General features: G+C 68.6%; 20 protein-coding genes and 1 riboswitch. Of the genes, 4 read left to right on the top strand and 16 right to left on the bottom strand.

Annotated features, from left to right (window positions below; all coding sequences use genetic code 11):
• Positions 1-41: 41 nt before the first annotated feature.
• Together ACVCMI_RS16175 and crp are read right to left on the bottom strand one after the other, a co-directional pair.
• The gene (locus tag ACVCMI_RS16175) at positions 42-779 is read right to left on the bottom strand and encodes a sulfite exporter TauE/SafE family protein (RefSeq protein ID WP_447098116.1); all 738 of its coding nucleotides are present in this window, start codon (positions 777-779) and stop codon (positions 42-44) included.
• A gap of 94 nt (positions 780-873) precedes the next feature.
• Entirely contained in the window at positions 874-1,488 is a 615-nt protein-coding gene (crp, locus tag ACVCMI_RS16170; protein ID WP_395136028.1) for a cAMP-activated global transcriptional regulator CRP, read from the bottom strand.
• A gap of 372 nt (positions 1,489-1,860) precedes the next feature.
• Between crp and speD the strand changes: the two genes are divergently transcribed.
• Positions 1,861-2,646 carry an adenosylmethionine decarboxylase gene (speD, locus tag ACVCMI_RS16165; RefSeq protein ID WP_136258246.1) on the top strand — a complete coding sequence of 262 codons (786 nt, stop codon included), beginning with the start codon at positions 1,861-1,863 and terminating at the stop codon, positions 2,644-2,646.
• A gap of 210 nt (positions 2,647-2,856) precedes the next feature.
• Here speD and ACVCMI_RS16160 read toward each other — a convergent pair whose 3' ends face one another.
• The 11 genes from ACVCMI_RS16160 to dgcA all read right to left on the bottom strand — a co-directional run bounded on the left by ACVCMI_RS16160 (position 2,857) and on the right by dgcA (position 17,939).
• Complete coding sequence (locus tag ACVCMI_RS16160; RefSeq protein WP_395120145.1) at positions 2,857-3,774, bottom strand: branched-chain amino acid transaminase; 918 nt, start codon at positions 3,772-3,774, stop codon at positions 2,857-2,859.
• 54 nt (positions 3,775-3,828) lie between these two features.
• The gene (locus tag ACVCMI_RS16155) at positions 3,829-4,398 is read right to left on the bottom strand and encodes a DUF4124 domain-containing protein (protein ID WP_447110613.1); all 570 of its coding nucleotides are present in this window, start codon (positions 4,396-4,398) and stop codon (positions 3,829-3,831) included.
• Between the two features lie 160 nt (positions 4,399-4,558).
• Entirely contained in the window at positions 4,559-5,383 is an 825-nt protein-coding gene (gene metF, locus ACVCMI_RS16150; RefSeq protein WP_447098118.1) for a methylenetetrahydrofolate reductase [NAD(P)H], read from the bottom strand.
• 76 nt (positions 5,384-5,459) lie between these two features.
• Positions 5,460-6,707: a carboxylate--amine ligase gene (locus tag ACVCMI_RS16145; RefSeq protein WP_447098119.1), complete on the bottom strand. Its 1,248-nt coding sequence runs from the start codon at positions 6,705-6,707 to the stop codon at positions 5,460-5,462.
• 98 nt (positions 6,708-6,805) lie between these two features.
• Positions 6,806-8,500: a thiamine pyrophosphate-binding protein gene (locus ACVCMI_RS16140; RefSeq protein ID WP_447098120.1), complete on the bottom strand. Its 1,695-nt coding sequence runs from the start codon at positions 8,498-8,500 to the stop codon at positions 6,806-6,808.
• Positions 8,497-9,555: a GNAT family N-acetyltransferase gene (locus ACVCMI_RS16135; RefSeq protein ID WP_447098121.1), complete on the bottom strand. Its 1,059-nt coding sequence runs from the start codon at positions 9,553-9,555 to the stop codon at positions 8,497-8,499. Before ACVCMI_RS16135 ends, ACVCMI_RS16140 begins: the two co-directional genes overlap by 4 nt.
• Before the next feature lie 295 nt (positions 9,556-9,850).
• Positions 9,851-11,551, bottom strand: a complete 1,701-nt coding sequence (locus ACVCMI_RS16130) for an N-acyl-D-amino-acid deacylase family protein (RefSeq protein WP_447098122.1) — start codon at positions 11,549-11,551, stop codon at positions 9,851-9,853.
• Between the two features lie 116 nt (positions 11,552-11,667).
• Complete coding sequence (locus ACVCMI_RS16125; RefSeq protein ID WP_447098123.1) at positions 11,668-14,208, bottom strand: TonB-dependent receptor; 2,541 nt, start codon at positions 14,206-14,208, stop codon at positions 11,668-11,670.
• A 143-nt stretch (positions 14,209-14,351) separates the two neighbouring features.
• A complete protein-coding gene (locus ACVCMI_RS16120) occupies positions 14,352-15,404 on the bottom strand; it encodes a DUF1611 domain-containing protein (protein ID WP_447098124.1) in 1,053 nt (350 codons plus the stop codon).
• A gap of 1 nt (position 15,405) precedes the next feature.
• Complete coding sequence (locus tag ACVCMI_RS16115; protein WP_447098125.1) at positions 15,406-16,920, bottom strand: N-acyl-D-amino-acid deacylase family protein; 1,515 nt, start codon at positions 16,918-16,920, stop codon at positions 15,406-15,408.
• Between the two features lie 29 nt (positions 16,921-16,949).
• Positions 16,950-17,939, bottom strand: a complete 990-nt coding sequence (gene dgcA / locus ACVCMI_RS16110; RefSeq protein ID WP_447098126.1) for an N-acetyl-D-Glu racemase DgcA — start codon at positions 17,937-17,939, stop codon at positions 16,950-16,952.
• A gap of 50 nt (positions 17,940-17,989) precedes the next feature.
• Between dgcA and ACVCMI_RS16105 the strand changes: the two genes are divergently transcribed.
• Positions 17,990-19,450: an APC family permease gene (locus tag ACVCMI_RS16105; RefSeq protein WP_395120134.1), complete on the top strand. Its 1,461-nt coding sequence runs from the start codon at positions 17,990-17,992 to the stop codon at positions 19,448-19,450.
• 63 nt (positions 19,451-19,513) lie between these two features.
• Here ACVCMI_RS16105 and ACVCMI_RS16100 read toward each other — a convergent pair whose 3' ends face one another.
• Together ACVCMI_RS16100 and ahcY are read right to left on the bottom strand one after the other, a co-directional pair.
• Positions 19,514-20,434 (bottom strand): MurR/RpiR family transcriptional regulator, encoded by a 921-nt coding sequence (locus tag ACVCMI_RS16100; RefSeq protein WP_447098127.1) that lies wholly within the window; start codon positions 20,432-20,434, stop codon positions 19,514-19,516.
• Between the two features lie 164 nt (positions 20,435-20,598).
• On the bottom strand, positions 20,599-22,038 hold the full coding sequence (gene ahcY, locus ACVCMI_RS16095) for an adenosylhomocysteinase (RefSeq protein WP_447098128.1): 1,440 nt from the start codon (positions 22,036-22,038) through the stop codon (positions 20,599-20,601).
• 81 nt (positions 22,039-22,119) lie between these two features.
• Positions 22,120-22,223: riboswitch (S-adenosyl-L-homocysteine riboswitch) on the bottom strand.
• Positions 22,224-22,333: 110 nt separating this feature from the next.
• Between ahcY and ppc the strand changes: the two genes are divergently transcribed.
• A complete protein-coding gene (gene ppc / locus ACVCMI_RS16090) occupies positions 22,334-25,039 on the top strand; it encodes a phosphoenolpyruvate carboxylase (RefSeq protein WP_447098129.1) in 2,706 nt (901 codons plus the stop codon).
• Positions 25,040-25,086: 47 nt separating this feature from the next.
• On the opposite strand, the gene ACVCMI_RS16085 is transcribed toward ppc, so the two are convergent.
• The gene (locus ACVCMI_RS16085; protein ID WP_447098130.1) at positions 25,087-25,275 is read right to left on the bottom strand and encodes a hypothetical protein; all 189 of its coding nucleotides are present in this window, start codon (positions 25,273-25,275) and stop codon (positions 25,087-25,089) included.
• Between ACVCMI_RS16085 and ACVCMI_RS16080 the strand changes: the two genes are divergently transcribed.
• Positions 25,274-26,521 carry an efflux RND transporter periplasmic adaptor subunit gene (locus ACVCMI_RS16080; RefSeq protein ID WP_447098131.1) on the top strand — a complete coding sequence of 416 codons (1,248 nt, stop codon included), beginning with the start codon at positions 25,274-25,276 and terminating at the stop codon, positions 26,519-26,521. The genes ACVCMI_RS16085 and ACVCMI_RS16080 overlap by 2 nt on opposite strands.
• The last annotated feature ends 4 nt before the right edge of the window (positions 26,522-26,525 follow it).

Here is a 26,525-nt window from a genome sequence, read left to right as displayed (position 1 = left end):
CTCGTGCTCAATGGGATGAAACATGGCGGGCGGTGCCCGCCCTACGCGTGCAGCAGCTGCACCAGGCTGATCGCCACGATCAAGGTGCCCACCGCGGCCATCACCGCGCGTTCGGGCAGGTGGCGCACGAGCCACGCGGCAAACGGCGCGGCCAGCACGCCGCCGGTGAGCAGGCCGAGCACGATCGGCCAGTGGCCGACGCCGACGTGCCACGCCAGGGTCGCGGAGATCGAGGTGGCCACCACGAACTCCGCGGCGTTCACCGAGCCGATCGTGCTGCGCACGCCACCGCCGCGGGCGATCAGGGTGCTGGTGGCCAGCGGTCCCCAGCCGCCGCCGCCGATCGCGTCGAGCAGGCCGGCGAAGAAACCCAGCACGCCGGTGTGCTGCACCCGGTGCCGGCTCAGCCGCTTGCCGAACGCGCGCAGCAGGACCATCGCGCCGAGGATCAGCAGGTAGGCGTTGATGAACGGGCGGATCGTCTCGCCGGGCACGCTGGCCAGGAAGGTGGCACCGAGCACGCCACCGATCGCGCCGGGTATCGCCAGCTGCCAGAACAGCGGCCAGCGCACGTTGCCGAACCAGGCATGCGAGGCGCCGGAGGCGCAGGTGGTGGCGATCTCGGCGGTGTGCACGGTGGCGCTGGCGACCGCCGGTGGCAGCCCCAGCGCCAGCAGGATCGAGTTGGACACCAGCCCGTAGGCCATGCCCAGCGCGCCGTCCACCACCTGGGCGAGCAGGCCGACGCCGACGAAGAGAAAGAACTGTGCGAAGTCCAAACGCCGTCTCGCAGCCGGGGCGGGAGACCATGCTCGACTGGCGGCCGTAAAAACCCGGTTCAGGCGAACCGGTGGCGGTGCCGGCCGGGCGTGGTCAGCGGGTGCCGCGGATCACGATGGTCTTGCCGGAGACGTCGATCATGCGCTGCTCTTCGAGCTGCTTGAGCACGCGGCCGACCATCTCGCGCGAGCAGCCCACGATGCGGCTCACTTCCTGGCGCGAGATGCGGATCTGCGTGCCGTCCGGGTGGGTCATCGCGTCGGGCTCGTCGCACAGGTCGAGCAGGGTGCGCGAGATGCGGTTGGTGACGTCCATGAACGCCATGCGGCTGACCTGGCGCGAGGTGCGCAGCAGGCGATTGGTGAGTTGGGCACCGATCGCGAACAGGATCTTGGGGCACTCCTCGCGCAGCGGGCCTTCCATCAGCTGGAACAGCCGCTCGTAGCTGACCTCGGCCATCTCGCACGGCGTGCGCGAGCGCACCACCGACTCGCGCTGGGCCTGCTCCACGAACAGGCCCATCTCGCCGATGAACTGGCCGCGGCTGATGTAGGCGAGGATCAATTCGCGGCCCTGCTCGTCCTCGGTGCATACCGCCAGCGAACCCTCGACCACGTAGTACAGCGTGTTGGCCGGATCGCCGGGACGGATGATCGCGGTCTTGCCCGGGTAGCGCCGGCGGTGGCAGAGCGCCAGGAAGCGCTCCATCGAGGCGGGGTCGGGGGCGAAGCCCAGTGGGGCCTGCGAGCGTTCGAAGGCCTGTTGCAACTGGTATTTCAGGTGTGGGGCCACGTCGACTCCTCAGGTCAGGCAAGGTTCTGCGGCGCTTGTCGCCTCCGCGGCAAGCGTGACCGCAATCACGTCAGCTTGCCCCGCATTATGGCAAACATGCCGATTGGCTGCAGGTTCATTTCCTGACGCGTTTGCCGCATACTTCGCGGTCTTTCGACAGCGGCAACGTCGAGAGCATGCCACCAACCAAGGGTCGCAGGCACCAGCCTGTGCTTCACACCAATCGCGGGGACCCTTGTCGCTAACCCGCCTCTACAGCCGGCCGCCATGGCCCATGGAGAGTCGCTCGTGGTCAAACCGCTTCCCCGTCTTCGCCTGCAGGGTTTCAACAACCTGACCAAGGCGCTGAGTTTCAACATCTACGACATCTGCTATGCGGTGTCCGAAGAGCAGCGCCAGCGCTACATCGAATACATCGACGAGCAGTACGACGCCGACCGCCTGACCCAGATCCTCACCGACGTGGCCGAGATCATCGGCGCGAACATCCTCAACATCGCGCGCCAGGACTACGATCCGCAGGGCGCGTCGGTGACCATCCTCATTTCCGAGGAACCGGTGGTGGAGAAGCTCGGCCGTGATTCGATCGCCGGCGCGGTGGTGGCGCACATGGACAAGAGCCACATCACCGTCCACACCTATCCGGAGACGCATCCGCACAACGGCATCGCCACCTTCCGCGCGGACATCGACGTGGCCACCTGCGGCGTGATCTCGCCGCTGAAGGCGCTGAACTACCTGATCGACAGCTTCGAGTCGGACATCGTGGTGTGCGACTACCGCGTGCGCGGCTTCACCCGCGACGTGAAGGGCAAGAAGCACTTCATCGACCACAAGATCAATTCGGTGCAGGACTACCTGGCGCGGCACATCCGGCAGAAGTACGAGATGTTCGACGTCAACGTGTACCAGGAGAACATGTTCCACACCAAGATGCACATCAAGGACTTCGACCTGGACACCTACCTGTTCGAGTCGCACGCGGACGACCTGTCGTTCAAGGAACGCCAGCGGATCGAGTCGCTGCTCCGGCGCGAGATCGAGGAACTGTTCCACGGCCGCAACCTGATGTGAACCAAGAAAACCCGCCGGAAGGCGGGTTTTTCGTATCAGGCCCGTTTGGGAGGTGCGAGCCGAAGATCCCTTCTCCCTTCGGGAGAAGATGGCGCGCAGCGCCGGATGAGGGTGCGGGGCGCCGCGTTGAATACCACAAGGAACGCTGCCGCAGCGCGCTCCGCCCGTACCCTCTCCCCAACCCCTCTCCCACGGGGAGAGGGGCTTCCCTCAGACCTGTTCCAGCCAGCCCCACTTGTCGTGGGTGCGGCCGTCGAACAGGCCGAAGAACAGCTCCTGCAGGCGCAGCGTGACGCGACCGGCCTTGCCGGCGCCGACCTGCTTGCCGTCGACCGAGCGGATCGGGGTGATCTCGGCGGCGGTGCCGCACATCAGCACCTCGTCGGCCAGGTACAGGTACTCGCGCGGGATGTCGCGCTCGACCACCTCGATGCCGTCCTCGCGGGCCAGCGTCTTGAGCGTGTCGCGGGTGATGCCGGCAAGGATCGAGGCGCTGGCCGGCGTGGTGTGCAGCACGCCGTCGAAGACCAGGAACAGGTTCTCGCCGGCGCCTTCGCTGAGCAGGCCGCTGGAGGAGAGCGCGATGCCTTCGCCGAAGCCGAGCCGGCGCGCCTCGCGCGCGATCAGCTGGCCGGAAAGATAATTGCCGCCGGCCTTGGCGCCGGCCGGGATGGTGTTCGGGGCGAAGCGCTGCCAGCTCGACACGCAGGCGTCGATGCCGTTCTGCAGCGCTTCCGGCCCGAGGTACGGGCCCATCGGCCAGGCGGCCACGGCCATGTCGATCGGCGTTTCGGCGGACAGGCCGAAGCCGCCCAGGCCGCGATACGCCACCGGGCGCAGGTAGGACGCGCCGAGCCCGTTCTTGCGGATCACCTCGCGGCAGGCGGCGGCCAGCTCCTCGAACGAGTGCGGCAGCTGCATGTCGTAGATCTTGGCCGACAGGAACAGCCGGTTCAGGTGGTCGGTGAGGCGGAAGATCGCCGCGCCGTCGGGCGTGGCGTAACTGCGGATGCCTTCGAACACCGACGAACCGTAATGCAGCGCGTGCGACATCACGTGGGTAGTGGCTTCGGCCCACGGCTTGATGTGGCCGTTCTGCCAGATCCATTCGGGGTACTGCTGCGCCATGTTCGGTTCTCCATGAAGACTGCACATGATAGCGCGTCGCTGCGGGGGCGGCGTTTACGGCGCGTTGCGCAGCCACAGGCAGCCGGCCTGGCGCACGATGTCGAAACGCCACGTGGAACCCGCGCCGTCGGCGCCGGCGGTGTGCAGCACCAGTTGATCGGGCGCGACGGTTGCCGCTGGAGCAGGGTCGCCGGCGAGGGGCGGCCAGTTGTCCGGCAGCGCCGCGGCGGATGCCGCGGGAGCGGGCAGGTCGACCTGCAGCAGCGGTTGTTCCATCAGCGTGGTCAGCGCGCGGATGTCGGCGATCGCCGCACCGCGGCCGTAACCGTCCCACAGGATCAGCCCGCCCATGCGGACGCTGTCGCGCCGCGCGAACGCATCGATCACGCTCTGGCGCAGCTCCTCGATGTTGGCGGCACACAGCACCGGCGGCGGCCCGCTCGGCGCGGGGGTATCGGTGGGCGTCGCGGGGTTGACCGGCGTGGCGCGCAGCGCGGCGCACGGCTGGTCGGTGAACACCGCGCCGCCGTTGGCGCCGATGCAACGATGGATCGGCGTCTGCGCCGCCGCGGGGGCGGCGCACGCAAGCAAGGCCAGGCTGAGCAGGGCGACCAGGCGCAACATCCGGTCAGCATAGCCGTCCCGCGGCGCCACGAACGACTTCCCGTTGGCGCATCACCATCGCAGGAGCCTGCTGGCGGGCGATGCTCTTGCTTGCAAATCCCCGCCTCAAAGGCATCGCCCGCCAGCGGGCTCCTGCGGGAGGTTGTGCGCGGTGGTGGTTTCAGGCCAGCTGCTGCAACACCGCCTGCGTGGCGCGGGCGCGGTTGAGCGTGTAGAAGTGCAGCCCCGGCGCGCCGCCGTCGAGCAGGCGACGGCACAGTTGCGCCACCACCTCGGCGCCGAGCTCACGCACCGCATCCGCATCGTCGCCGTGGGCCTGCATGCGCTTGGCGATCCAGCGGGGGATTTCCGCGCCGCACATTTCCGAGAAGCGCCTGAGCTGGCTGTAGTTGGAGATCGGCATGATGCCCGGCACGATCGGCACGTTCACGCCAAGTTTGCGCACGTCGTCGACGAAGCGGAAATACGCATCCGGGTTGAAGAAATACTGGGTGATCGCGCCGTTGGCGCCGGCGTCGATCTTGGCCTTGAAGTGCATGAGGTCGCGCAGCGCGTCGTCGGCCTGCGGATGCGTCTCCGGGTAGGCCGCCACCTCGATGTGGAAATGGTCGCCGCAGTGCCGGCGGATGAAGGCCACCAGTTCGGCGGCGTAGCGGAAGTCGCCCGCCGTGGCCATGCCCGAGGGCATGTCGCCGCGCAACGCCACGATGCGCCGATAGCCCGCCGCGCGGTAGCCGTCGAGCAGCGCGGCGATCTCCGCCCGGGTGCCGCCCATGCACGACAGGTGCGGCGCCACGTTGAGCCCGTGCTGCGTATGCAGCCGCGCCACCGTGTCGCCGGTGTAGCTCAGCGTGGAACCGCCGGCGCCGAAGGTGACCGAGGCGTATTCGGGTCGGTGCGCCTTCAGCGCCTGCGCCGCGCGGTCGAGCTGCGCGCGCTGGTCGTCGGTCTTGGGCGGAAAGAATTCGAAGCTGATCGACGGCATCGCAAGGGTTCCGGGGTCACGGTGCCCGGCAGTATATATCTTCGATTCGCGATGGAGCGATATATGCCGTCCGGGTTCAGTTTGCCGGCGGCTCGTTCGGCGCGGCGGCCGGCGGTACCGGCGCCTCGCTGGGGCCGTGGTGGCGCCCGGTGCGGTGGGTGGCGATGCGCCACGCGCTGGACAGGCCCGGCAGCGGATCGTCGAAACGGAACGTGTGGTAATGCGCGCGCGCCCACTGCCGCAGGATCTTCGACCACGGCTCGCGGGCCTGCCGCGACTGGCCGCGCACGGCGTTGATGTCGCGCTGCAGGTTCACGCAACCGGCGCCGACCACGTAATCCGGCGCGGCGGCATCGACCGGCAGGCCCAGCGCGTCCTGCCAGGCCATTTCGCACACGTTGACGCCGCAGCGCGCGGCGAACTCGACATAGGTCCAGGCGCGGGTATTCACCTCGAGGATGCGGAACTGGCCGTCGCGGGCATCGCGCTTGAACTCGGCGCTGAAGATGCCGCGGTAATCCACCTTCGCCAGCAGCGCGGTCAGGTTGGTCGCCGCCGGCTCGACCTGGGTCAGCGGGATGCTCTCGCAGTACGAGCTGTTGCCGAAGTCGGCCGGGTGGATGCGGAAGCGTCGCCGCGCGAACAGGCCGGTGAAACGTCCCTGCGCGTCGCGGAAGCCGTCCACGAAATAATGGTCGGCGGCGGTGCCGGGCACGTACTCCTGCGCCATCAGGCGGAAGCCCAGGCCGTGCAGGCGCTGCCAGGTTTCCAGCAGCTCCTCGCGGCTGTGTACCCACACGCCCTTGATGCCCAGCACGTCGCTGAACTTCTGCGAGTTGACCGGCTTGATGAAGACGCGGTCGAGCCGCTCGAACGGCATCGCCGCGATGTCCGCCGCGCTGTCGATGCGGTAGGTCGGCGGGTGCGGCATGCCGGTTTCGGCCAGCAGCGCGGCGAAGCGCGACTTGTCCTGCAGCAGTTCCTGCGTCTGCCGCGAGCAGGTGCTGGTGCGGAAGCGCTGGCCCAGCTCGCTCTGCGGCAGGTCGGCCAGCCACAGTGCGGCGTCGTCGGCGCCGGCGATCAGCACCGCCTCGTCCAACGGCAAGTCACGCAGGTGGTCCAGTGCCTGCGGACCGGGCACGCCATCCCACGCCGTCGGTCCGGGCGTGGGCCGGAACCAGCGCGAGCGCGTCACCTGGTCGCCCGCGCGGCAGGCCACGTAGGTCGGGATGCCGGCCAGTTTCAGACAACGCAGGATGCCCAACGCTGTGGGGCCGCAGCCCATCACGATCGCCGGCACGTGCCGCCCGTCCCGCTTGCCCATGGATGTTTCCCCTGATCGCCGCATGCGTGCGCTCGACGCCGCGCCTGTGCGGCCATGCTAGCACCCGCGATGGCCACCGGGCCGCCGCGCGTGGGGGTTCAACGGTGCAGGTGGCGCCACCACCTGCGCAGCCGCGAACCGCGCAGCCGGCTCTTGGCTCGCAGCCAGTGCATCGGTGCGGAATCGCCCACGCGCACCTCGACCAGGGTCACGCCGGGCGCCTCGATCGCTGCGGCCAGGGTGGCCTGCGCATCGCCTTGCAGGCGTACGTGCGTGGCACCGACGGCCGCGGCCAGGGCGGCGACGTCGACGCTGTCGAACTCGGTGCCGTACGCATGGCCCGAGCCGGCCAGTTGCTGCATGCGGATCAGGCCGTAGGCACCGTCGACGAACACGATCACGGTCAGCCGCAGCCGTTCGCGCACTGCGGTGAGCAGCTCCAGCCCGGACATCGCCAGGCCGCCGTCGCCGACCAGCGCCACCACCGGCCGCGCCGGATCGGCCAGGCAGGCGCCGATCGCGGCGCCGATGCCGAAGCCCATCGACTGCAGGTTGGTCGGCACGATCAGGCCGCGCGGGCACAGCACCGGGAAGTGGCGGCGCGCCAGCCCCTGGTGCTGGCCGGAGTCGGTGAGCAGGCAGCCGTGCCGTGGCAGCGCCTGGCGCAGCGCGGCGAAGAACGCCTGCGGCTGGCCGCCGTCCACGCCGTGGATGCGCGGCTCGACCCGCCGCCGGTCGCGCTCGTCGTCGGCGCGCCGCCGCCACTGCGCGATCTCGTCGTGGCTGAAGCCGGCATGGCCAGGCTTGGTCTGCAGCCGTTGCAGGAGGGCGGCCAGGAAGGTCGCCGCGTCCGCGCATATCGCGTGGCGCGCGGGATAGTTGGCGCCCAGCACGGCGGCACTGGCGTCGACGTGGATGAGTTTTTCCGGCGGCAGCCGCAGCTCGAAGCCGCGGCTGCCGTTGTGTGAGAACTTGCAGCCGATCGCCAGCACCGCGCCGCTGGCCTCGACCAGCGCGTTCAGCGTGCCGCACTCGTTGCCGGCGAACGCGAAGCCGAGCGACAGCGGGTGATCCTCGGCCACCACGCCGCGCCCCGAGGTGGTGGTGACCACCGCGGCGGACAGCGTTTCGGCCAGCTGCGTGGCCAACCCGGCCGCGGCGGCGCAGCCCTGGCCGAGCAGCAGCATGCAGCGACCGGCCTGGCGCAGCGTGGCCAGCACGGCGTCGAGTGCGGCCTCGTCGAGCGGTGGCGGCGAAGGAGGCGCGACATCTGCCAGCGGCGCCGCTTCGCGCAATGCATCGCTCGCAAACTGCACCAGCACCGGACCGGGTTCGCCGGCGCCGGCCTGTGCGTGTGCCGCGAGCAACGCGGGGGCGATCCCGGTGGCATGGTCGACGTGGTACTGGCCCTTGCTCAGCGGGCCGGCGATCGCCGCCTGGTCCAGCGCCTGCAGCTGGAACTGCTGTCCGGGCGAGCGTGCCGGCTGCATGGTGAGGTGCAGCAGCGCGGCCGAATCCAGCGCCGCCTCCGCCAGCCCGGTCAGTGCCCAGGTGAAGCCCGGGCCGGGAATCGTCAGCAAGGCGGCGATCCGCCCCGAGGCGCGGTAGTAGCCGTTGGCCATCATCGCCGCCGACAACTCGTGGGTGGCCACGACACTGCGCAGCGGCGCGCGGCGCAGCGCCTCGTACAGACCCGTGGTCTGCGTGCCGGGCAGGCCGAACACGCAATCGACGCCGGCGCGCGTCAGCGTGGCGCAGACCAGTTCGGCCCCGGAAACCACGGGCTCGCTCATTCGGCCATGCCGGTGGGGCGGCGCAGGGCACGGTGCACGCCGCGGCGGGCGCGCTGCGGCAGCGTGGTTGCCCAGTCGCCGAGGCGGAAGCGGATGTCGTCGGCACGCGAGACCTCCAGGCACAGCGACAGCTCGCCGCCCATCTGCGACTTGAACGTCGTGACGGGGTTGAGTTCGGCGTCGGTCAGGTCGTTGGCGCGGTAGCCCTCGGCGGCCAGGTGTTCCAGCGCGCGCCAGCGCAGGAACGCCGATGCGCCCAGGCTCAGCAACGCAGCCTCGGCGCCGGCGCAGACGGTGTGGCTGACCGGGTGCGGCCCGGTCAGCACCAGCTGGCTGGCGGCCACGCGGCCGTCGGGCATCCGTGCGTGGTAGAGCCGGCCCAGGTTGCGTTCGCGCAGGGTTTTCACGAAGCGGCGGAACGCCTCGCGCGGCAGGTACAGCGGCGCACCCTTGCGCTCGTGGGTCTGCAGGTGCAGGTGGTGGAAGGCGTCGAAGTCGTCGTCCATGCTCAGTTGCAGGCCCTGCTCGGTGCAGCGCCCGATCAGCCGGCGATGGTTCTTGTCCACCCGCGTCCATGCGCTGGCGAGGTCGCTGATGTCTACCACATAAGTGTAGGTCGGCTGCACGCTCCAGCCGCGCGACTGGAACGTGCGCAGGTCGGTGCAGGTGGAGCGGCTCTTGAAGCGCAGCCGCCCCAGCGGCAGGCGCGCGAGCGCGTGCTCCAGCGCATCCATGGTCTGCAGCCGGCGCGAGGTGGCAGTGGCCGGGCAGCTGCAGGCATGCGGCACCAGCACCAGGCCGTTGTAGTAGAGCAGCCGCCGCGGCGACACGAAGGCGCCGCGGCGGTCGCTGCATTCGAACAGCGCGATGCCGCCCACGATGTGGTCGTCGCGCTCGGCGGCGAGCACGCGGAAGCGGCCGCCGGTGGCGGCGCACAGCGCGTCGAGATACTCGGGCAGCGAATACACGCTGCCATCGGGGGAGGCGGCGACCGCGGCGACCCAGCGCGGATAATCCGCGGGATCGAGTATGCGGGTTGTCGGTAGCGTGGCCATCGTCGCGCGTCCTTTTCGCTGGAGAGAGCGTCAGCGAGGCGCCTGTCGAGGCGCCGTTCCACCGTTGAGGGTTCCCCTGCGAACCTCCCGGCGGCTGTCTGCTCGCCCGCCGGTGCGCCATCCTAGGCCACCGCACGGCTTGCGTGCAAAGCCCTCCGGCAGCCGGCTGCGCCGCCATGCGCGTACGGTGCCAACAAGAGAGCGGCCCGAAGGCCGCTTGAAGGGTGGGGTGCAGGGAGTTGCCGAATCAGCTCTTGCCACCGAAACCCCAGTACCCGTTCCTTTCGGAATTCGGCTATCTGCCGGAGTAAGCCGGACCGCGCAATACCACTCCCGGCAGCGCGTCCGTCATCTTGCCGCCATCGATCACCGGGACCCCGTTGACCAGCACATATTGCATCCCGACCGACAGCTGGTTCGGGTCGGTGAAGGTGGCGACATCGCGGATCGCAGCCGGGTCGAACACGACGATGTCTGCCCACATGCCATGCTTGAGCACGCCGCGATCCGGCAGATGCACACGCTGCGCCGCCAATGCGCTGAACTTGCGGATGGCGTCCGGAAGCGTGAGCAGCTTCTGCTCGCGCACGTACCTGGCGAGAATGCGCGGAAAGGTGCCGTAGGCGCGTGGGTGCGGACGATCCTTGCCGAGCAGGCCATCGGGCGAGGTTCCCTCATAGTCCGTGTCGATCGAAACCCACGGCTGCTTCAGCGCCAGCTCGACATCGGACTCCTGCATGCCGAACACCACCGAACTGGTGGCGGCGTTGTCCTTGATCAGGAAGTCGCAGATCGTGTCGATCGGATCCTCGTGCCACTCCGCTGCAATCTCACTGACCCGCTTGCCGACGTACTTCTGCAACGCCTTGTTGTTGACGCTGCCGATCATGATGCCGTGCGCCTGCTCGATGGCCGCGAGCCACTCATTGTCCCAGGCATCGCTGGGAGTGAGCATGTCCTTGCGGATGCGCGCACGCGTGGCCGGATTCTTCAGGCGTTCGATCAGTTTCAGGTTGCCGCCGTCATGGGCCCAGGGCGGGATGAAGGCCGACAGATCGTTCTGCCACGCGGTATAGGCGTAGGTGTCCGCCGCCACGTCGACGCCGCTGGCACGAGCCGCGTCGATGCGCGCGATCACCCGTGCCATCTTGCCCTTGAGATTGCCGGTGGCCTTGAGATGGAAAATCTCCACCGGAATATCCGCCTCGCGGCCGATCCGGAAGGTTTCGTCCAGCGCAGCCATCTCGGCATCGCCCTCGTTGCGCATGTGGGTCGCGTAAATGCCGCCATGGCGTGCGGCAACCTTCGCCAGGGCGATCAACTCGTCGGTTCCGGCGTAAGGCGCCGGCGTGTACTCCAGCGCCGTGGACAGCCCCAGCGCACCTTGCTTCATCGCTTCCGCGACCAGCGCCTGCATCTTCTTCAACTCGTCCGGCGTGGGTGCGCGATTCTCGTAGCCAATGACCATCTCGCGCACTGAAGTGGCGCCCACGTACGTGCCTACGTTGATACCCATGCCTTGCTTTTGCAGGCGCGCGAAATATTGTTCGAACGTGCGCCAGTCCGGCGTTATCCGATAATGCGCGTACGCCGCCTGGCGTTGCCTGATCATCTCGGCGTCGAGCGGCGCCACCGATTCGCCTTCTCCGGTGATCTCGGTGGTGATGCCCTGGAAGATCTTCGACGGCACATGCGGATCGACCAGCATGGTGATTTCCGATTGACCAAGCATGTCGATGAATCCCGGCGCCACGACCAGGCCGTGGACGTCGATCATCTGCCTGGCATGCGCGTCGGCGAGGTTGCCGATCGCGGCGATGCGACCATCCTTCACGGCGATATCGGCCGCGTACCAGGGCGAACCCGTACCGTCGATGATGTGGCCGTTGCGGATGATGGTGTCGTACTCGACGCCGGCAGCCGCAGATGGCATCGCTGTCGACAGCCCGATGGCCGCGACAATCGACATGCAAGCGGTGCGAATGAAGACGGGCATGAACCACTCCCCTCAAAGGGCCATCTGTCGGCGAGGCGTTGCCCGCCATCGGGCGGGCGACGAAAAGCCCTGGCCGACGCCAGGGCTTTCGTCCGGTGCGGCAATCGACCGCTCGACTAGAAATCCTGCTTGAAGCTGATGCCGAACGTGCGCGGCTGGCTGAAGCCCGTGTACACCTGTCCATTCGGGTATTCCGGCACCACGCCGTGCGCACCGCAAACCGTTACCGCACACTCGGAGAACTTGTACAGCGCGGCGCGCTTGTCGAACGCGTTGTTGATATAGGCACTCACCGACCAGTTGTCCCCCTGGAGACCGGCGGAGAGGTCGACCGAATTGTAGGCAGGCAGTCCGCCATAGAGGCTGCGATCGAGCAGGAGCAGGCTCGTCGTGCGGTCCCCCACATGCGTCAATGCGCCCTGGACGAAGCCACTCTTGCTGCCGACATCAAAGGTATAACGCGCGATGAGGTTGCCCTTGAACCGTGGCGTGATGGGCAGGCGGGTGCCCGTTGGTGCCAGCGGCCCGTCCACCGTGTCGCCCGTTTGTGTATTGATCGAGCCGGCCGGACAGTCGGTGACGGGGCGGTTGTTGTTGTCGGTGAATCCGCAGTAGTTGGCGGTCAACTTGGCGTCATACAACGCGATGCCGGCGCTCAGCTGCAGGTTGTAGGTCGCCTGCCAGTTCAGCTGCGACTCCAGTCCGTCGATGCGGGCCGAATTGGCATTGAGGATTTCGGAAATACCGTTCGGACCCGTGATGTCGAACTGGAAATTATCCCAGGTCTCGCGGAACACGGCCCCGTTGAAGGTCAGCCGATTGTCGAACCACGAGGTCTTCCAGCCGAGTTCGAGGTTGGTCAGGAAATCCGCCTGATAGGGCGGCAGCGACGCGTTGCGATTGATGCCACCCGGGCGATAGCCCTCGGACCGGGTGAAATAGACCATGGCATGGGGTGTGGCATGCCAGGTCAGGTTGACCTTGTTGAGCGACCCGCTTTGCTTCACCCGCTTGTTGAAGTCCAGACAGGGCGCGCCCTCGAATGGCTCGGGCGAGATGCAGCCGGCCTCGCCGTAACTCGAGCCGGGGAAATAGCCCTCGCTGAAACCGAAGAAGCCGTAAAAGCTGCCGCTGTCGCGGTAATAGCGCTCGCCGATCGTGCCCGTGAGGACATCGGGGATGAAGTCCCACGACAGTTCGCCGTACACCGACTGGTCGCGATCGTAGCGGACCTGCCGGCTCAGATAGAGGGTGTCCGGCCAGCCGGTAACCGTCAGCGAATCGGCCAGGCCGCTGATCTTGTACTGGTACTGGATATCGTGTTTCAGCTTCTGCCAGAACGCGCCAGCGACCAGACGCAGGCGATCGTCGCTGGGCGAGACAAGACGCAGTTCGTGGCTGTTGTTGGTGTAGTGATCGCGGAAAAACGGATGCTGCGACGGATCGATCAGGTCTCCGCCGTTATCGTAAAAATAGACACCGGAGCCGTACAGGGTGTCGTACCAGAATGAGTAGTCCGTGTAGTCGGACTCCTGCTCCTGGTTGCGCTTGAGGTGCGCGTAGGCATAGGTCGCATCGAAATTGCCGATCTTGCCTTGCACGGTCAGCGCGCCCTGCCACCAGCGATCGTTGTTGCGTTCGGGAAAGAAGTGCGTGACGGCGAGATCGCCCACGCTCGGATCGCTGGAAGATGAACCGTGGGAGATCGTCTGTTGCCCCATCAGCGTCGGGCTGATCGACCAGTTGTCGTTCAGGTCCACTTTCAGCGCGGCGCGTGCGCCCTGGGTGTCGGCGTCGTTGTAGTGCTTGCGGGCGTGTCCGTGGCATTGCAGCAGCACGCCGGGGGTGCAGTCGTCGGCGTTGCTGATGGTAATGCCGGAAGACGGGTAGGTACGCGTGCCGGCCTTGTTGTCGATGTAGCCCGCATCGTGTTCGCGCCAACCCACGAGGCGAATGGCGGCACTCTTGCTGAGCGGAATGTTGACCATGCCCTCGACGGTGGAGCCGATGCCACCGTGTGCAACCTTGTTGGCGCCGAGCGTGTAGTTTGCCGCGAAAGCGGCGGGGTCGGGCGTGTTGGTGATGATGCGCAACGCACCGGCTTCGGCGCTGGCGCCATACAACGTACCCTGCGGTCCTGCCAGCACCTCGATGCGGGCGATGTCGTACATGTGGATATCGACCGGCCCCTGGATCGTGGTGATCGGCTGGTTGTCGAGGTACATGCCGACGCTCGGCCGCGACCCGGTATAGTCCCCGCCGCTGCCGCTGCTGACACCGCGCATGTAGATGATGGCAAAGCCTTGCGCGCCATTGCCGCCACCGTTGTCCTGAAAGGACACGCTGGGCAGGTACTTCACGTAGTCCTTGAAGTTCTGGACGTGCAGGGCCTCGAGTTGATCCTGTGCCAGCACGTTGATGCTGATCGGCACCTTCTGCAGATCCTCGGTGCGCCTCTGCGCGGTCACCGTGACCGTACCCAGGGTCTTGACCTTTTGCGCTGCCGCCGAGGTCGTCGCGGCCGATGCGGGCTGCTCGGCAACATCCTGGGCGAGCGCTGGTGCGGCCACGGCAAAACCGATCGCCGCCGCGAGCGGCAAGCGCGCCAACATCACCCGCTGCGCCTTGCCACCACACTTGAAATGACCTTTGGACATGATCTGCTACCTCCCCCGTGAGCGTAACGGAGCAACCAAACCTGCCGAGCCTTATCGCAACCTGATGAAATGCCCCGTGGGCCTCGCAGGCGCGTCGCCATGGGAACAGGCCAGCACGGTGGCCATGGCCGGAGTCTTGCGTTTCATGGGTGATCCCCCGGGGTGTGTGGACTTGCCTGCGGGAGATCGGGCGCTTCCGCGAGCAGCGCTTCGACGACCGCGTCGGCACCGGTCGCGATCGGGTCGAAGACGACCAGGCCGGTTTCCGCGTGCGCGCGGGCGAACGCGTCCGCGCGTTGGCTTTCGCTCATGCCGTGCGTGTTGAGCGCGACGGCGATGCAGCGTGCGGCGCGGTTGGTCAGGCGCGCGGCCTGTTCGTTGGCGGCGATGCAGGCGGTGAGCGTCGGCAGCGGATAGTCCGGATAACCGTCGATGTGCGTGCGTCGCGGGTCGTGGCACAGCACGAGTGCGTCCGGCTGCGAGCCGTGCAGCAGGGCGAGGCTGACGCCGGCATAGGCCGGGTGGAACAGCGAGCCCTGGCCTTCGATCACGTCCCAGTGCCCGGGCTCGTTGTCGGGCGACAGCGCTTCGGCCGCACCGGCGGCGAAATCGGCGACGACCGCGTCGATCGCGACGCCGGCGCCGGCGATGAGGATGCCGGTCTGCCCGGTCGCGCGAAAATCGGCGGCCATGCCGCGTCGCGCGAAGGCGCGGTGAATGGCCAGCGCGGCGTACTTCTTGCCCACCGCGCAATCGACGCCGACCATCAGCATCCGGCGGCCGCTGCGCTTGCGGCCGGAGCCGACGTCGAAATGCGTGTCGGCGTGGCGCACGTCGAACAGCCGCACGCCGGCCAGGCGCGCGGCCGCGGCGATCCGCGGATTCTCGCCGAGGCGTGCATGCATGCCGCTGGCAATGTCGAGGCCGGCGTGGATCGCGGCCAGCAGGGTGTCGATCCACGCCTCGTCGAGCGCGCCGCCGAAGGTGGCCACGCCGATCACCAGCGTGCGCACACCGGCGCGGGCGGCGGCGGCCGGCGTCATGTCAGGCAGGCCGAGGTCGACCGTGTCGGCGTCGAGCCGGCATTGCCCGGCGCACAGCTCCGGGCGCCAGTCGAGAATGCCGCTGGCCGTCTTGGCGTCGAGGCGGTGCGGGGTGTTGCCGAGGAAGAGCAGGTACGGGGCGGCGATCTGCATGTCAGCGTGCCTCCTGGCGGCGCAACACCTGGCCCGGACGGGCGCCGGTCGCCTTGCCGTCGGCGAGGACCGCGATGCCGTTGACCCACACGCGCGCGATGCCGACCGACAGCTCGTGCGGCTTCTCGTAGGTGGCGCGGTCGGCCACCGTGCGCGGATCGAACAGGACGAGGTCGGCCGCCGCGCCGACGCGGATCTGGCCGCGGTCGCGCAGGCCCATGTGCTGCGCTGCCAGTCCGGTCATCTTGTGCACGGCCTGCTCGAGCGTCAGCATCTTCTGCTCGCGCACGTACATGCGCAGCACGCGCGGGAACGTGCCGTAGCCGCGCGGGTGCAGGCCGTCGAGGCTGCCGTCGGAACAGATGTTCGCCTGCGGCCAGGCGATGAACTTCGCGATGTCGCGCTCGTCCATGCTGCGGCTGATGACCTGCGCGGTGCTGTGGGCCGCTTCCGATTCGCGGATCAGGGCCATCACCGTATCCGCGTCGTCGGTGCCGCGCAGGCGCGCGATATCGGCCACGCTCTTGCCGACCAGGTCCGGTTCGGGCTTGAACTGCGACAGGCGCAGGCCGTCGGCCGGGGAGAGGTGCTTGAGCACGAATTCGGCGGTCGCGCGGTTGCCGAAGTCGCGCTCGGGCCACAGCACGATCAACTCGCTGTGCCAGCTGTCGTAGGGATAGATGTCGAGCGTCGCGTCGACGCCTTCGGCGCGCGCCTTGTCGAGCAGGCCCAGGAAGCGGTCGGCCTGGCCCCACCAGTCGGTCATCGCCAGCTTGGCGTGGCTGACCTGCACCGGGATCTTCGCCTCGCGGCCGATCGTCAGCAGTTCGTCGAGCGCGTCCCAGACCTTGCGGTCCTCGCTGCGCATGTGGCTGATGTAGCGGCCACCGTAGGGCGCGACGGCGTCGGCGAGCGCGAGCACCTCGGCGCGCGTGGAGTAGAGGCCCGAGTCGTACTCGAGGCCGGTCGACAGGCCGAGCGCGCCGGCCTTCATGTCGGCGGCGAGCAGTTGGCGCATCGCCTGCACCTGCGCTGGTGTCGCCGCATGGCTGGCGTCGGCGCCCATCACCTCCTCGCGCAGCGAGTTGTGGCCCGCGTACGAGGCGATGTTGATCGCCGCCGGCCTGGCGCCATAGCGGCGGAACAGGTCGGCGATCGGCTCCTGCGAGAAGCCGTCCTGGCCGACGACGATCGTGGTGACGCCCTGGCTGGTCACCGGCAGCGCGTCGAGCTGGCTGTCGAGGCCGCGGTCGTGGTGGCTGTGCGTGTCGATGAACCCCGGCGCGAGCACCAGCCCGCGGGCGTCGACCACCTGTTCGCCGCGCTGCGCTGCGAGTTCGCCGATGGCGGCGATGCGGCCGTCGGCGACGCGCACGTCGACGTGCTGCGCCGCGGCGCCGGTGCCGTCGACGACGACGGCATGGCGCACGATGAAGTCGGCCGCCGCTGCACGGCCGGCTGGCAACACGACCAGCGGTGCGACCAGCAGCAGCGAGATCAGTGTTCGGCTCGTCATGGAATCGGTTCTCCTGGAAAACATGCGGTTCAGCCCCACAGCGCCGCGCTGGGCGGCGAGACGAGGCCACGCTGGTAGTGCAGGCCCGGGTCGCGGTCGCGGCCGATGAGGAGCGGGCCGTCGAGATCGACGAAGCGTGCGGCACCGGCGACGAGCGTCGCCGGCGCCATGCCGAGCGACGTCCCCTCCATGCAGCCCACCATCAACCCGAAGCCGAGCTGGCGCGCGCGGGCGGTCATGCGCAGCGCCTCGGTCAGGCCACCGGTCTTGTCCAGCTTCACGTTGACCAGGTCGTAGCGGCCGCGCAGCGCGTCGAGGTCGGCGCCGACGTGCGCCGACTCGTCGGCGCAGACCGGCACGCGGCGTTCGATCCGCGCCAGCGCGTCGTCCTTGCCCACGGGCAGCGGCTGCTCGACCATCGCGACATGCGCGGCCTGCAACGCCGGCATGACGCTATCGAGCAGCAGCGGGTCCCAGGATTCATTCGCGTCGATGACCAGGGTCGCCGCCGGAGCGGCGTCGCGCACGGCCGCGACGCGGGCGACGATGTCGTGCGCATCGAGCTTCAGCTTGATCAGGGCGCCGTCGCCGTCGGTGGCGACGATCGCGCGCGCCTTGTCCGCCTGCTGCGCCGCTTCGCCCACGCTGATGGTCTGTGCGGTGCGCACCTGGCCCGGGGCGGGGACTCCGATCAGCTCCCAGACACGCTGCTTCGCCAGTTTCGCGCGCAGATCCCAGAACGCACAGTCGACCGCGTTGCGCGCGGCGCCGGCCGGCACGCGATCGTGGATGCGGTCCCATGACTCGCCGCGGGCGAGGCGGGCGAGCAGTTCGCGCACGGTCTTCATCACCCCGTCCACGCTCTCGCCGTAGAACGCCGTGGGCGTGCATTCGCCGCGGCCGACGGCACCATCGCACGACAGCGTTGCCACGATGACGTCGGCATGCAGGTAGGTCTCGTGCGCGATGACGAATGGCGCGGCGAGCTCCCAGCGTTCGTGGCGAACCTCGGTCTGCATGCAAATCGGCCTCTGGACGAGTATGCACAATTTATATCATAGTAACTCTCATGAAAGAAAACTTGCAATCGGCGAATGATGACGAACCCGGGCTGGCGCGCACGCTCGGCCCGCTCCAGTTGACGATGATCGGTGTCGGCTGCGTCATCGGCGCCGGCATCTTCGTCATGACCGGCACCGCGGCGGCGACCCATGCCGGCCCGGCGGTGGTGCTGTCGTTCGTGGTGGCGGCGATCGCCTGCGGATTCACCGCGTTCTGCTATGCCGAGCTTGCCGGCACGATGCCGTTGTCCGGTTCGAGCTATTCGTATGCGTTGCTCACGTTTGGCCGCTTCACCGCGTGGTGCGCCGGCTGGCTGCTGCTGCTCGAGTACGGCATTGCCGCGGCGACGGTCGCGGTCGGCTTCGCCGGCTACGCGGTGGCGTTGCTCGACCAGTTCGGTCTACACCTGCCGGCGTCGATCACCACGCCGATGCTCGACTTCCGCACCGACGGCGGCAGCAACCGCCTGCAGTTCGGCGGCGGCATCAACCTTGTCGCCGCCGGCGCGATCCTGGTGGTGACGGCTGTCCTGTTGCGCGGGATGAAGCAGTCGTTCGCGTTCAACACGGCCATCGTGCTGCTCAAGATTGCCGCGCTGGTCGCCTTCGTGCTGGTCGGCATCGCCTTCATCGACCCGGCCAACCTCACGCCGTTCGTGCCGCCGGCGCGGGGCGATTTCGAGTTCGGCTGGCCCGGCGTGCTGCGCGGCGCCTCGGCGATCTTCTTCGCCTACGTCGGCTTCGAGACCGTGTCCACCAGCGCAGCCGAGGCGCGCAACCCCCAGCGCGACCTGCCGATCGGCATCTTCATGACGCTGGCGGTCTGCACGGTGCTGTACATGGCCGTTGCCGCGGTGATGACCGGCATCGTGCCCTATGCCCGGCTCGGCGTCGCCGACCCGATCGCCGTCGCCGTCGACGCGATGCAGCTGCCGATGTTCGGCATCGCAGTCAAGTCCGCCGCGGTGATCGGCCTGCTTTCGGTGCTGCTGACGTCAATCTACGGCCAGACCCGCATTTTCTACGCGATGGCGCGCGATCGCATGCTGCCGCCGGTGTTCGCGCGGATCGACGGCAGGACGCGCACGCCGCAGGTCGGCACCATCTATACCGGCGTGGCCATGGCGTTGCTCGCGGCGTGCCTGCCGATCAGCCTGCTCGGTGACCTGATCAGCCTCGGCACGGCGGTCGCGTTCGCGATCGTTTGTGCGGCGGTCATGCGCCTGCGCGTGGTCGAGCCCGATCGGCCGCGATCGTTCCGGGTGCCGCTGGGCGGCATCCGCGTGCGTGGCTGGTGGATCGGCATCATTCCGGCACTCGGCATCGCCTTCGCCGCGCTGATGGGCCTGCCGCTGCTGATCGACATGGTGCTGCGCGCCACGCGCGGCGACGTGCTGCCGCTGGCGATCGTCGGCGGCTATTTCGCGGCCGGCCTGGTCATCTACGTGGTCTACGTGCGGTCGCGCTGAACGGGAGCGGCGCTCCTGGTTCCGCAGAAGCGCGGGGCCTCGGCCCGACGGTGCGCTGCGTGCTCAAGGCTCGATGTCGCCGCCCTTCTTGCGCTGCCCGCGCGCGGGTTTCCCGACGTGGCCGACGAATTCCTGGTAGAGGTCGGAGACGTGGGCCAGGCGTTGCTCCACGCGTTCGCCGAGCGCGAGAACCACGCCGTTGACCAGCAGCGCCAGCGCCGCGTGGATCGGAACGGTGGTGCCCCAGAAAATCCCGCTTTCCGTCGGCAATGCCAGGATGTGCGGCGTGTATTCGCTGGCCCAGTGGCAATACTTGTCGGTGATCATCACCAGCGGCAGCCCGCGTTGCCGGCAATGACGGGCGAGCAGCTGTGCCTGGCGCGAGTAGCGGCGCGTCTCCACGATCACGACGCAATCCTTGTCGGTGCCGTCAAGCAGCACCTCCGAGAAGCTTCCGGTAGCCAGGTCGGCCACCCGCACCCGCGGGCGCACGTATTGCAGGAAACTGGCGAAGTGGGCCGCAAGCCCGCGCTCGGTCTGGAATCCCACGATGTGCAGGGTCGAGCAGTGCGCCAGGTGCGCGACGATATCCTGCCATTCGCGCGTTTCCGCGCGGCGGTAGACCTCGATGATGCCGGCGATGGTCAGGTCCAGGTCGCGTTGCAGCGCCGGTTCGCCGCTGCCGGTCTGCAGCATCGAGCGCAGGCCTTCGCCGATCGGCCATGGCGCGACGGCCACGTCGAACTTGAAAGCCGACTTCAGCTCGCGGAAGTTCCGGTAGCCGAGGCGACGGCAGAACCGGCCCACCGTCGCGGCGCTGATGGCGAGCTTGGCGGCGAGCGAGTTGGCGGTCTCGAACGGCACCGCCTGCCGGTTGGTGAGCAGGAAGTTCGCGATCACCCGTTCGGACGCGGTCATCCGGTCCATTTCACTGCGAAGCTGGCTGAACAATCGCCGGTCGGCGCTGCTTGGCTTTGGCGACATCGACGCCGTCTCCCGTGGGTTCGACCGTGTTGGATCGGTACGAAAGTATGATCCGGCGCGGCGCTGGCCGCACGGTGCACGCTGCCCAGTGGTGAGCCGGTGATGGCAGAACGGGCGCCTTGCGCGCCCGTTCTGCTGCGACCGACCGATGATCCGCTGGCGGCTCAGTAGCGGTAGTGGTCCGGCTTGTACGGGCCTTCCACCGGCACGCCGAGGTAGCCGGCCTGCTCCTTCGTCAGCGTGGTCAGCTTCACGCCGATCTTCTCCAGGTGCAGGCGGGCGACTTCCTCGTCCAGCTTCTTCGGCAGGATGTAGACCTTCGCCTCGTACTTGTCCTTGTTCGCCCACAGGTCGATCTGCGCCAGGGTCTGGTTGGAGAACGAGTTGGACATCACGAAGCTCGGGTGGCCGGTGGCGCAGCCGAGATTCACCAGGCGGCCTTCGGCCAGCAGGAAGATCGCGCGGCCGTCCGGGAACACGTACTTGTCCACCTGCGGCTTGATGTTGAGCTTCTCGACGCCGGCCATCGCGTTCAGCGCATCGACCTGGATCTCGTTGTCGAAGTGGCCGATGTTGCAGACGATCGCCTGGTCCTTCATCGACTTCAGGTGCTCCAGCGTCAGCACGTCCTTGTTGCCGGTGGTGGTGACATAGATGTCGCCGCGGCCCAGGGTGGATTCGACCGTGTTGACCTCGAAGCCTTCCATCGCCGCCTGCAGCGCGTTGATCGGGTCGATCTCGGTGACGACGACGCGCGAGCCGTAGGCACGCAGCGAATGCGCGCAGCCCTTGCCCACATCGCCGTAGCCGCAGACCACGGCCACCTTGCCGGCCAGCATCACGTCCATCGCGCGCTTCAGGCCGTCGGCCAGCGACTCGCGGCAGCCGTACAGGTTGTCGAACTTGCTCTTGGTGACCGAGTCGTTGACGTTGATCGCCGGCACCAGCAGCGACTTCGCCTCGGCCAGCTGGTACAGCCGGTGCACGCCGGTGGTGGTCTCCTCGGAGACGCCCTTCCAGTCCTTCACCACGGTGTGCCAGTAGCCGGGGCGCTCGGCATGCACGCGCTTGAGCAGGTTCTTGATCACCTGCTCCTCGTGCGAGGAGGCCTTCTCGTCCACCCACTTCGAGCCGTTCTCCAGCTCGTAGCCCTTGTGGATCAGCAGCGTCACGTCACCGCCGTCATCGACCACCAACTGGGGCCCAAGGAAACCGCCCTTGCCGTCGGGGAAGGACAGCGCGTCGAGCGTGCAGTCCCAGTATTCCTCCAGCGTCTCGCCCTTCCAGGCGAACACCGGCGTGCCGCTGGCGGCGATCGCGGCGGCGGCGTGGTCCTGGGTCGAGAAGATGTTGCACGAAGCCCAGCGCACGTCGGCGCCGATGTCCTTCAGCGTCTCGATCAGCACCGCGGTCTGGATCGTCATGTGCAGCGAGCCGGTCACGCGCACGCCCTTGAGCGGCAACGTGGCGGCGTGCTTCTTGCGGATCGACATCAGGCCCGGCATCTCGTGCTCGGCGATGTCCAGCTCCTTGCGGCCGAAATCGGCCAGCGAGATGTCGCGGATCTTGTAGTCCTGATGGTTTTCTTTGAGTGCGGCGTTCATGAGTATCTCCGGTTAGTGCGGGGCTCTTGCGAAGGGTCCGGCCATGGCTGGCCGGTCTTTTCGCGAAGGGACTCGCGTACAGACAACCGGGCGCCGTTGTGGAACGTGCCGCGCCGAGCCTGGCCGATGCGTGGGGCTGCAGATGGATCTGCCTCACGCCAACGGTCGCAGCGCCCCTCGGCGGGCAGTGCAGCTTGCCATTGTAGCGGCAGACATAAGCTTATGCCCGCCGGCGTGGTGCCGCGGCCGCGCCGATTCGGTAGGCTGGGCGCTTGGCCGCAACGTGGAGCACGGCGTGGAGACAGATCGCGAGCCCGAATTCCTGCCGCACGACGGCCCGCTGCGCGAAGACGTGGGCCGGCTGGGTGCGATGGTCGGCCGGATGCTGGCCGAGCAGGGCGGCGAGGCGTTCTTCGAGCGGGTCGAACAGGTGCGCATCGCCGCGATCCGGCGGCGCGCCGAGGGCGCCTCGACCGACGAGCTGGCGCATTCGCTGGCCGGCCTGGAGCCCGACCGTGCCGAGGCGCTGGCGCGGGCGTTCGCCACCTATTTTCACGCGGTCAACACCGCCGAGCGGGTGCACCGCATCCGGCGCCGCCGCGACTACCAGCGCGAAAGCGACCAGGTGCAGCCCGAATCGCTGCTCGATGCGCTGGGCCAGCTGAAGGCGCAGGGCGTGGATGCGGCCGAATTGCTGGGCTGGCTCGATCGCCTGTGGATCGAGCCGGTGTTCACCGCGCATCCTACCGAGGCGGTGCGGCGCTCGCTGCTGGAGAAGGAGCAGGCGATCGTGCGCTCGCTGGTCGACGGCTTCGATCCCGCGCGCACGCCGCAGGAACGCGCCGCGGACGACGAGCGCATCTACATGGCCCTGTCCGCCGGCTGGCAGACCGCCGAGGCCTCGCCGATCCGGCCCACCGTGCAGGACGAGCACCACCATGTCGGCTTCTACCTGGCCAACCCGCTGTACCGGGTGGTGCCGGCGCTGTACGAGGCGCTGGCCGAAGCTCTGCAGGCGGTCTACGGCGTGGCGGTGGAGCTGCCGCGCCTGCTGGGTTTCGCCACCTGGGTCGGCGGCGACATGGACGGCAATCCCAACGTCGGTGCCGACACCATCGCGGCCAGTCTCGCCACGCAGCGCACGCACGTGATCGAGCACTACGTGGCGGATGTGGCCAACCTCGCGCGCCTGCTCAGCCAGACCGACAGCCGGGTGCAGGTGGCGCCGGCGTTGCGGCAGCGGCTGGCCGAGTATCGCGAGCGCTTCCCGCGGGCCGCCGAGCGCATCCGCCCGCGCCACGCCGACATGCCGTATCGCTGCCTGCTCACCTTGATCGGCGCGCGGCTGGAAGCCAGCCTGCACGACGATGACGCCGACGGCTATGCCTCGGCCGCCGACCTGCAGGCCGACCTGCAGCTGATCGTCGACAGCCTGATCGCCCATCGCGGCCTGCACGCCGGCGCCTACGCGGTGCAGCGGCTGGCCCAGCGCGTGCGCACCTTCGGCCTGCACCTGGCGCGGCTCGACGTGCGCCAGGATTCGCGCGTGCACGACGACGCGCTGGCCGCGCTGCTGGCCGACGAGGGCTGGGCCGCGCGGCCGGCCGCCGACCGCACGCGCCAGTTGCGCGACTATGCCAGCGGCGATGCACGCTTCGCGATCAGCCATGCCGAGGTGGTCACCACGCTGTACGACGTGTTCGCCACCCTGGGCGACACCCGCCGGCGTTACGGCAGCGAGGCGGTGGGGCTGTACATCATCAGCATGGCGCGCAGCGCGGCCGACGTGCTGGCGGTGCTGGCACTGGCGCGCTACGGCGGGCTGGTGCAGGACGACAACGTGCCGCTCAACATCGCGCCGCTGTTCGAGACGGTGGACGATCTGAAGAACGCGCCGGCCACCTTGCGGGCACTGCTCGATGACCCGGTCTATCGCCGCCACCTCGCCGCGCGCGGCGACCAGCAATGGGTGATGCTGGGCTACTCGGACAGCGGCAAGGACGGCGGCACGCTGGCCTCGCGCTGGGGTTTGCAACGCGCGCAGGAGGAGCTGCTGGAAGTGGCGCGTGCGGCGGGGATCGGGTTGGCGTTCTTCCACGGCCGCGGCGGCTCGGCCAGCCGCGGCGGCGTGCGCATCGCGCCGGCGCTGATGTCCTCGCCGCGCGGATCGGTGGCCGGCGTGCTGCGGGTGACCGAGCAGGGCGAGGTGATCCACCGCAAGTACGGCATCCGCGCGCTGGCGCTGCGCAACCTGGAACAGACCGTCAGCGCCGTGCTGCGCGCCTCGCTTCGCCCGCGCGCCGACGATCCGCGCGAAGAGCGATGGCGCGCGCGGATGAACGTGTTGTCGGCAGCCAGCCGCGAGACTTACCGCGCCTTCGTCGAACACGCGCACTTCGTCGAGTACTTCCGCAGCGCCACGCCGATCGACGTGATCGAGCGCATGACCCTCGGCTCGCGCCCGGCCAGTCGCCGCAGCATGCGCGGCGTGCAGGACCTGCGCGCGATCCCGTGGGTGTTCGCGTGGACCCAGTGCCGCTCGATCCTGCCCGGCTGGTACGGCCTCGGCAGTGCGCTGGGCCACGGCGTGCGCGAGTTCGGCGAGGAGGCGATGGCCGAGATGGCCAGCGACTGGCCGTTCTTCAGCAACATGCTGGACGACGTGGAAATGGTGCTGGCCAAGTGCGACCTCGACATCGCCGAGGCGTTCTCGCGCCTGTCCGGGCCGCTGCACGAGGAAATGTTCGGCCTGGTCCGCGGCGAGTTCGAGCGCACCCGCCGCGTGCTGCTGCAGTTGAACGGGCACCGCACCCTGCTGCAGGACGCCCCGCGGCTGGCCGCCTCGATCCGTCTGCGCAACCCGTACGTGGATCCGATGAGCCTGCTGCAGGTCGACCTGCTGCGGCGCTGGCGCGAGAGCGACCGCGAGGACGACGCGCTGCTGCAGGCCCTGGTCGCCTGCGTCAACGGCGTGGCGCAGGGGCTGCAGAACACCGGCTGACTCGCCCGTTGCCTCACCTGTAGGGCGGGCACTGCCCGCCGCTCCTGCTACGCGTCGTCCGGGAGAAAAACGGCGGGCAGTGCCCGCCGTACCGCGCCGAACAGGCCCTGCACGTACGACTTCGGACAGGGGTGTCCGCTGGCGAACGACGAGAGTGCCTGGCGGGCGACGAAATCGCTTGTCCGGAGGGCCTTCGCGCCCTGGCACGGGGCTTGCTCCAGCAGGCGCATGGACATGGCCAACCCCACCCTGAAACTGCGCAAGCGCCGCCGGCTCCGCCTGCTCGCGGCCGCAGCCGTCGTGCTCGTCGCGATGCTGGTGACGGTGCTGCTGCGCCTGGGACCGGCGTTGCCGCGGGCCGATCGTGCCAGCCTGTGGATCGACACCGTGCAGCGCGGCGACATGCTGCAGGAGATCCGCGCCACCGGCACCCTGGTGCCGCGCACTTCGCGCTGGCTGGCGGCGGCCACCGCCGCCCAGGTGGACCGGATCCTGGCGTGGCCGGGCACGGTGGTGCAGCCGGACACCGTGCTGATGACGCTGTCCAACCCCGAAGTGCAGGACAGCCTGCGCAACGCCCAGGCCCAGGTGGCGGCGGCACGTGCCGACGTGGCCGCCCGGCGCGCCGAGCTGCAATCGCAGTTGCTCGACCACCGCGCCACCCAGGCGCAGGCACAGGCCGACTACGCCTCGGCCAAGGTCAAGGCCGACGCTGATGCCAAGGCCGTGGCCCGGCACCTGATTCCCGAGGTGCGCTACGAACAGGAGCAGATCGCCCTGGCCCAGCTGAAGAACCGCATGCAGGTCGAACAGCAGCGCGTGCACGCCTTCGGCGCCAGCATGCAGGCGCAGCTGGACGCGGTGCAGGCGAAACTGCTGCAGCAGCAGAGCAACCTGCAACTGCGCCAGCGCCAGGCCGATGCGCTCCAGGTGCGCGCCGGCATCGCCGGCGTGCTGCAGGAAGTGGCTGTGCAGGAAGGCGCCCAGGTCGCCACCGGTGCCAACCTGGCACGGGTGGCGCGCACCGACGTGCTGATCGCACGATTGCAGGTGCCCGAGGTGCAGGCCAAGGATGTATTGATGGGCATGGCGGTGAACGTGGATACCCACGACGGCGTGATCGCCGGCAAGGTCGAACGCATCGATCCGGCCGTGCGCGACGGCAGCGTGCGGGTGGATGTCACGCTCGCCGGCGCGCTGCCGCCGGGTGCGCGGCCCGATCTTTCCGTCGACGGCCGCATCCGCATCGCCGAACTGCACGACGTGCTGTCGGTAGGGCGTCCCGCGCTGGCTGCCGCCGGCAGCGACCTCAGCCTGTTTCGGCTGGAACCCGACGGCGACACGGCCACCCGCGTACCGGTACGCATCGGCAGCGCCTCGGTCGATCGCGTGCAGGTGTTGCGTGGATTGAAAACCGGCGACAAGGTCATCCTGTCCGATACCAGCCAGTGGGACAAATATGACCGCCTGCGCCTGCGCTAACTGG

The organism is Rhodanobacter sp. UC4448_H15, assembly GCF_052978265.1.
Note: the sequence above shows the minus strand (reverse complement) of the source record. Positions and strands in the feature narration are given on the sequence as shown.

Coding starts and splice junctions, on each gene's coding strand:
- ACVCMI_RS16155 (WP_447110613.1), bottom strand. CDS start 4,398: ATGTTGCGCCTGGTCGCCCTGCTCAGCCTGGCCTTGCTTGCGTGCGCC.
- ACVCMI_RS16080 (WP_447098131.1), top strand. CDS start 25,274: ATGGCCAACCCCACCCTGAAACTGCGCAAGCGCCGCCGGCTCCGCCTG.
- ACVCMI_RS16115 (WP_447098125.1), bottom strand. CDS start 16,920: ATGACGAGCCGAACACTGATCTCGCTGCTGCTGGTCGCACCGCTGGTC.
- ACVCMI_RS16120 (WP_447098124.1), bottom strand. CDS start 15,404: ATGCAGATCGCCGCCCCGTACCTGCTCTTCCTCGGCAACACCCCGCAC.
- ACVCMI_RS16160 (WP_395120145.1), bottom strand. CDS start 3,774: ATGGCGCAGCAGTACCCCGAATGGATCTGGCAGAACGGCCACATCAAG.
- metF (WP_447098118.1), bottom strand. CDS start 5,383: ATGCCGTCGATCAGCTTCGAATTCTTTCCGCCCAAGACCGACGACCAG.
- ACVCMI_RS16145 (WP_447098119.1), bottom strand. CDS start 6,707: ATGGGCAAGCGGGACGGGCGGCACGTGCCGGCGATCGTGATGGGCTGC.
- ACVCMI_RS16125 (WP_447098123.1), bottom strand. CDS start 14,208: ATGTCCAAAGGTCATTTCAAGTGTGGTGGCAAGGCGCAGCGGGTGATG.
- ACVCMI_RS16140 (WP_447098120.1), bottom strand. CDS start 8,500: ATGAGCGAGCCCGTGGTTTCCGGGGCCGAACTGGTCTGCGCCACGCTG.
- ACVCMI_RS16135 (WP_447098121.1), bottom strand. CDS start 9,555: ATGGCCACGCTACCGACAACCCGCATACTCGATCCCGCGGATTATCCG.
- ACVCMI_RS16100 (WP_447098127.1), bottom strand. CDS start 20,434: ATGTCGCCAAAGCCAAGCAGCGCCGACCGGCGATTGTTCAGCCAGCTT.
- ACVCMI_RS16085 (WP_447098130.1), bottom strand. CDS start 25,275: ATGTCCATGCGCCTGCTGGAGCAAGCCCCGTGCCAGGGCGCGAAGGCC.
- ahcY (WP_447098128.1), bottom strand. CDS start 22,038: ATGAACGCCGCACTCAAAGAAAACCATCAGGACTACAAGATCCGCGAC.
- dgcA (WP_447098126.1), bottom strand. CDS start 17,939: ATGCAGACCGAGGTTCGCCACGAACGCTGGGAGCTCGCCGCGCCATTC.
- ACVCMI_RS16130 (WP_447098122.1), bottom strand. CDS start 11,551: ATGCCCGTCTTCATTCGCACCGCTTGCATGTCGATTGTCGCGGCCATC.
- ACVCMI_RS16105 (WP_395120134.1), top strand. CDS start 17,990: ATGAAAGAAAACTTGCAATCGGCGAATGATGACGAACCCGGGCTGGCG.
- crp (WP_395136028.1), bottom strand. CDS start 1,488: ATGGAGCGCTTCCTGGCGCTCTGCCACCGCCGGCGCTACCCGGGCAAG.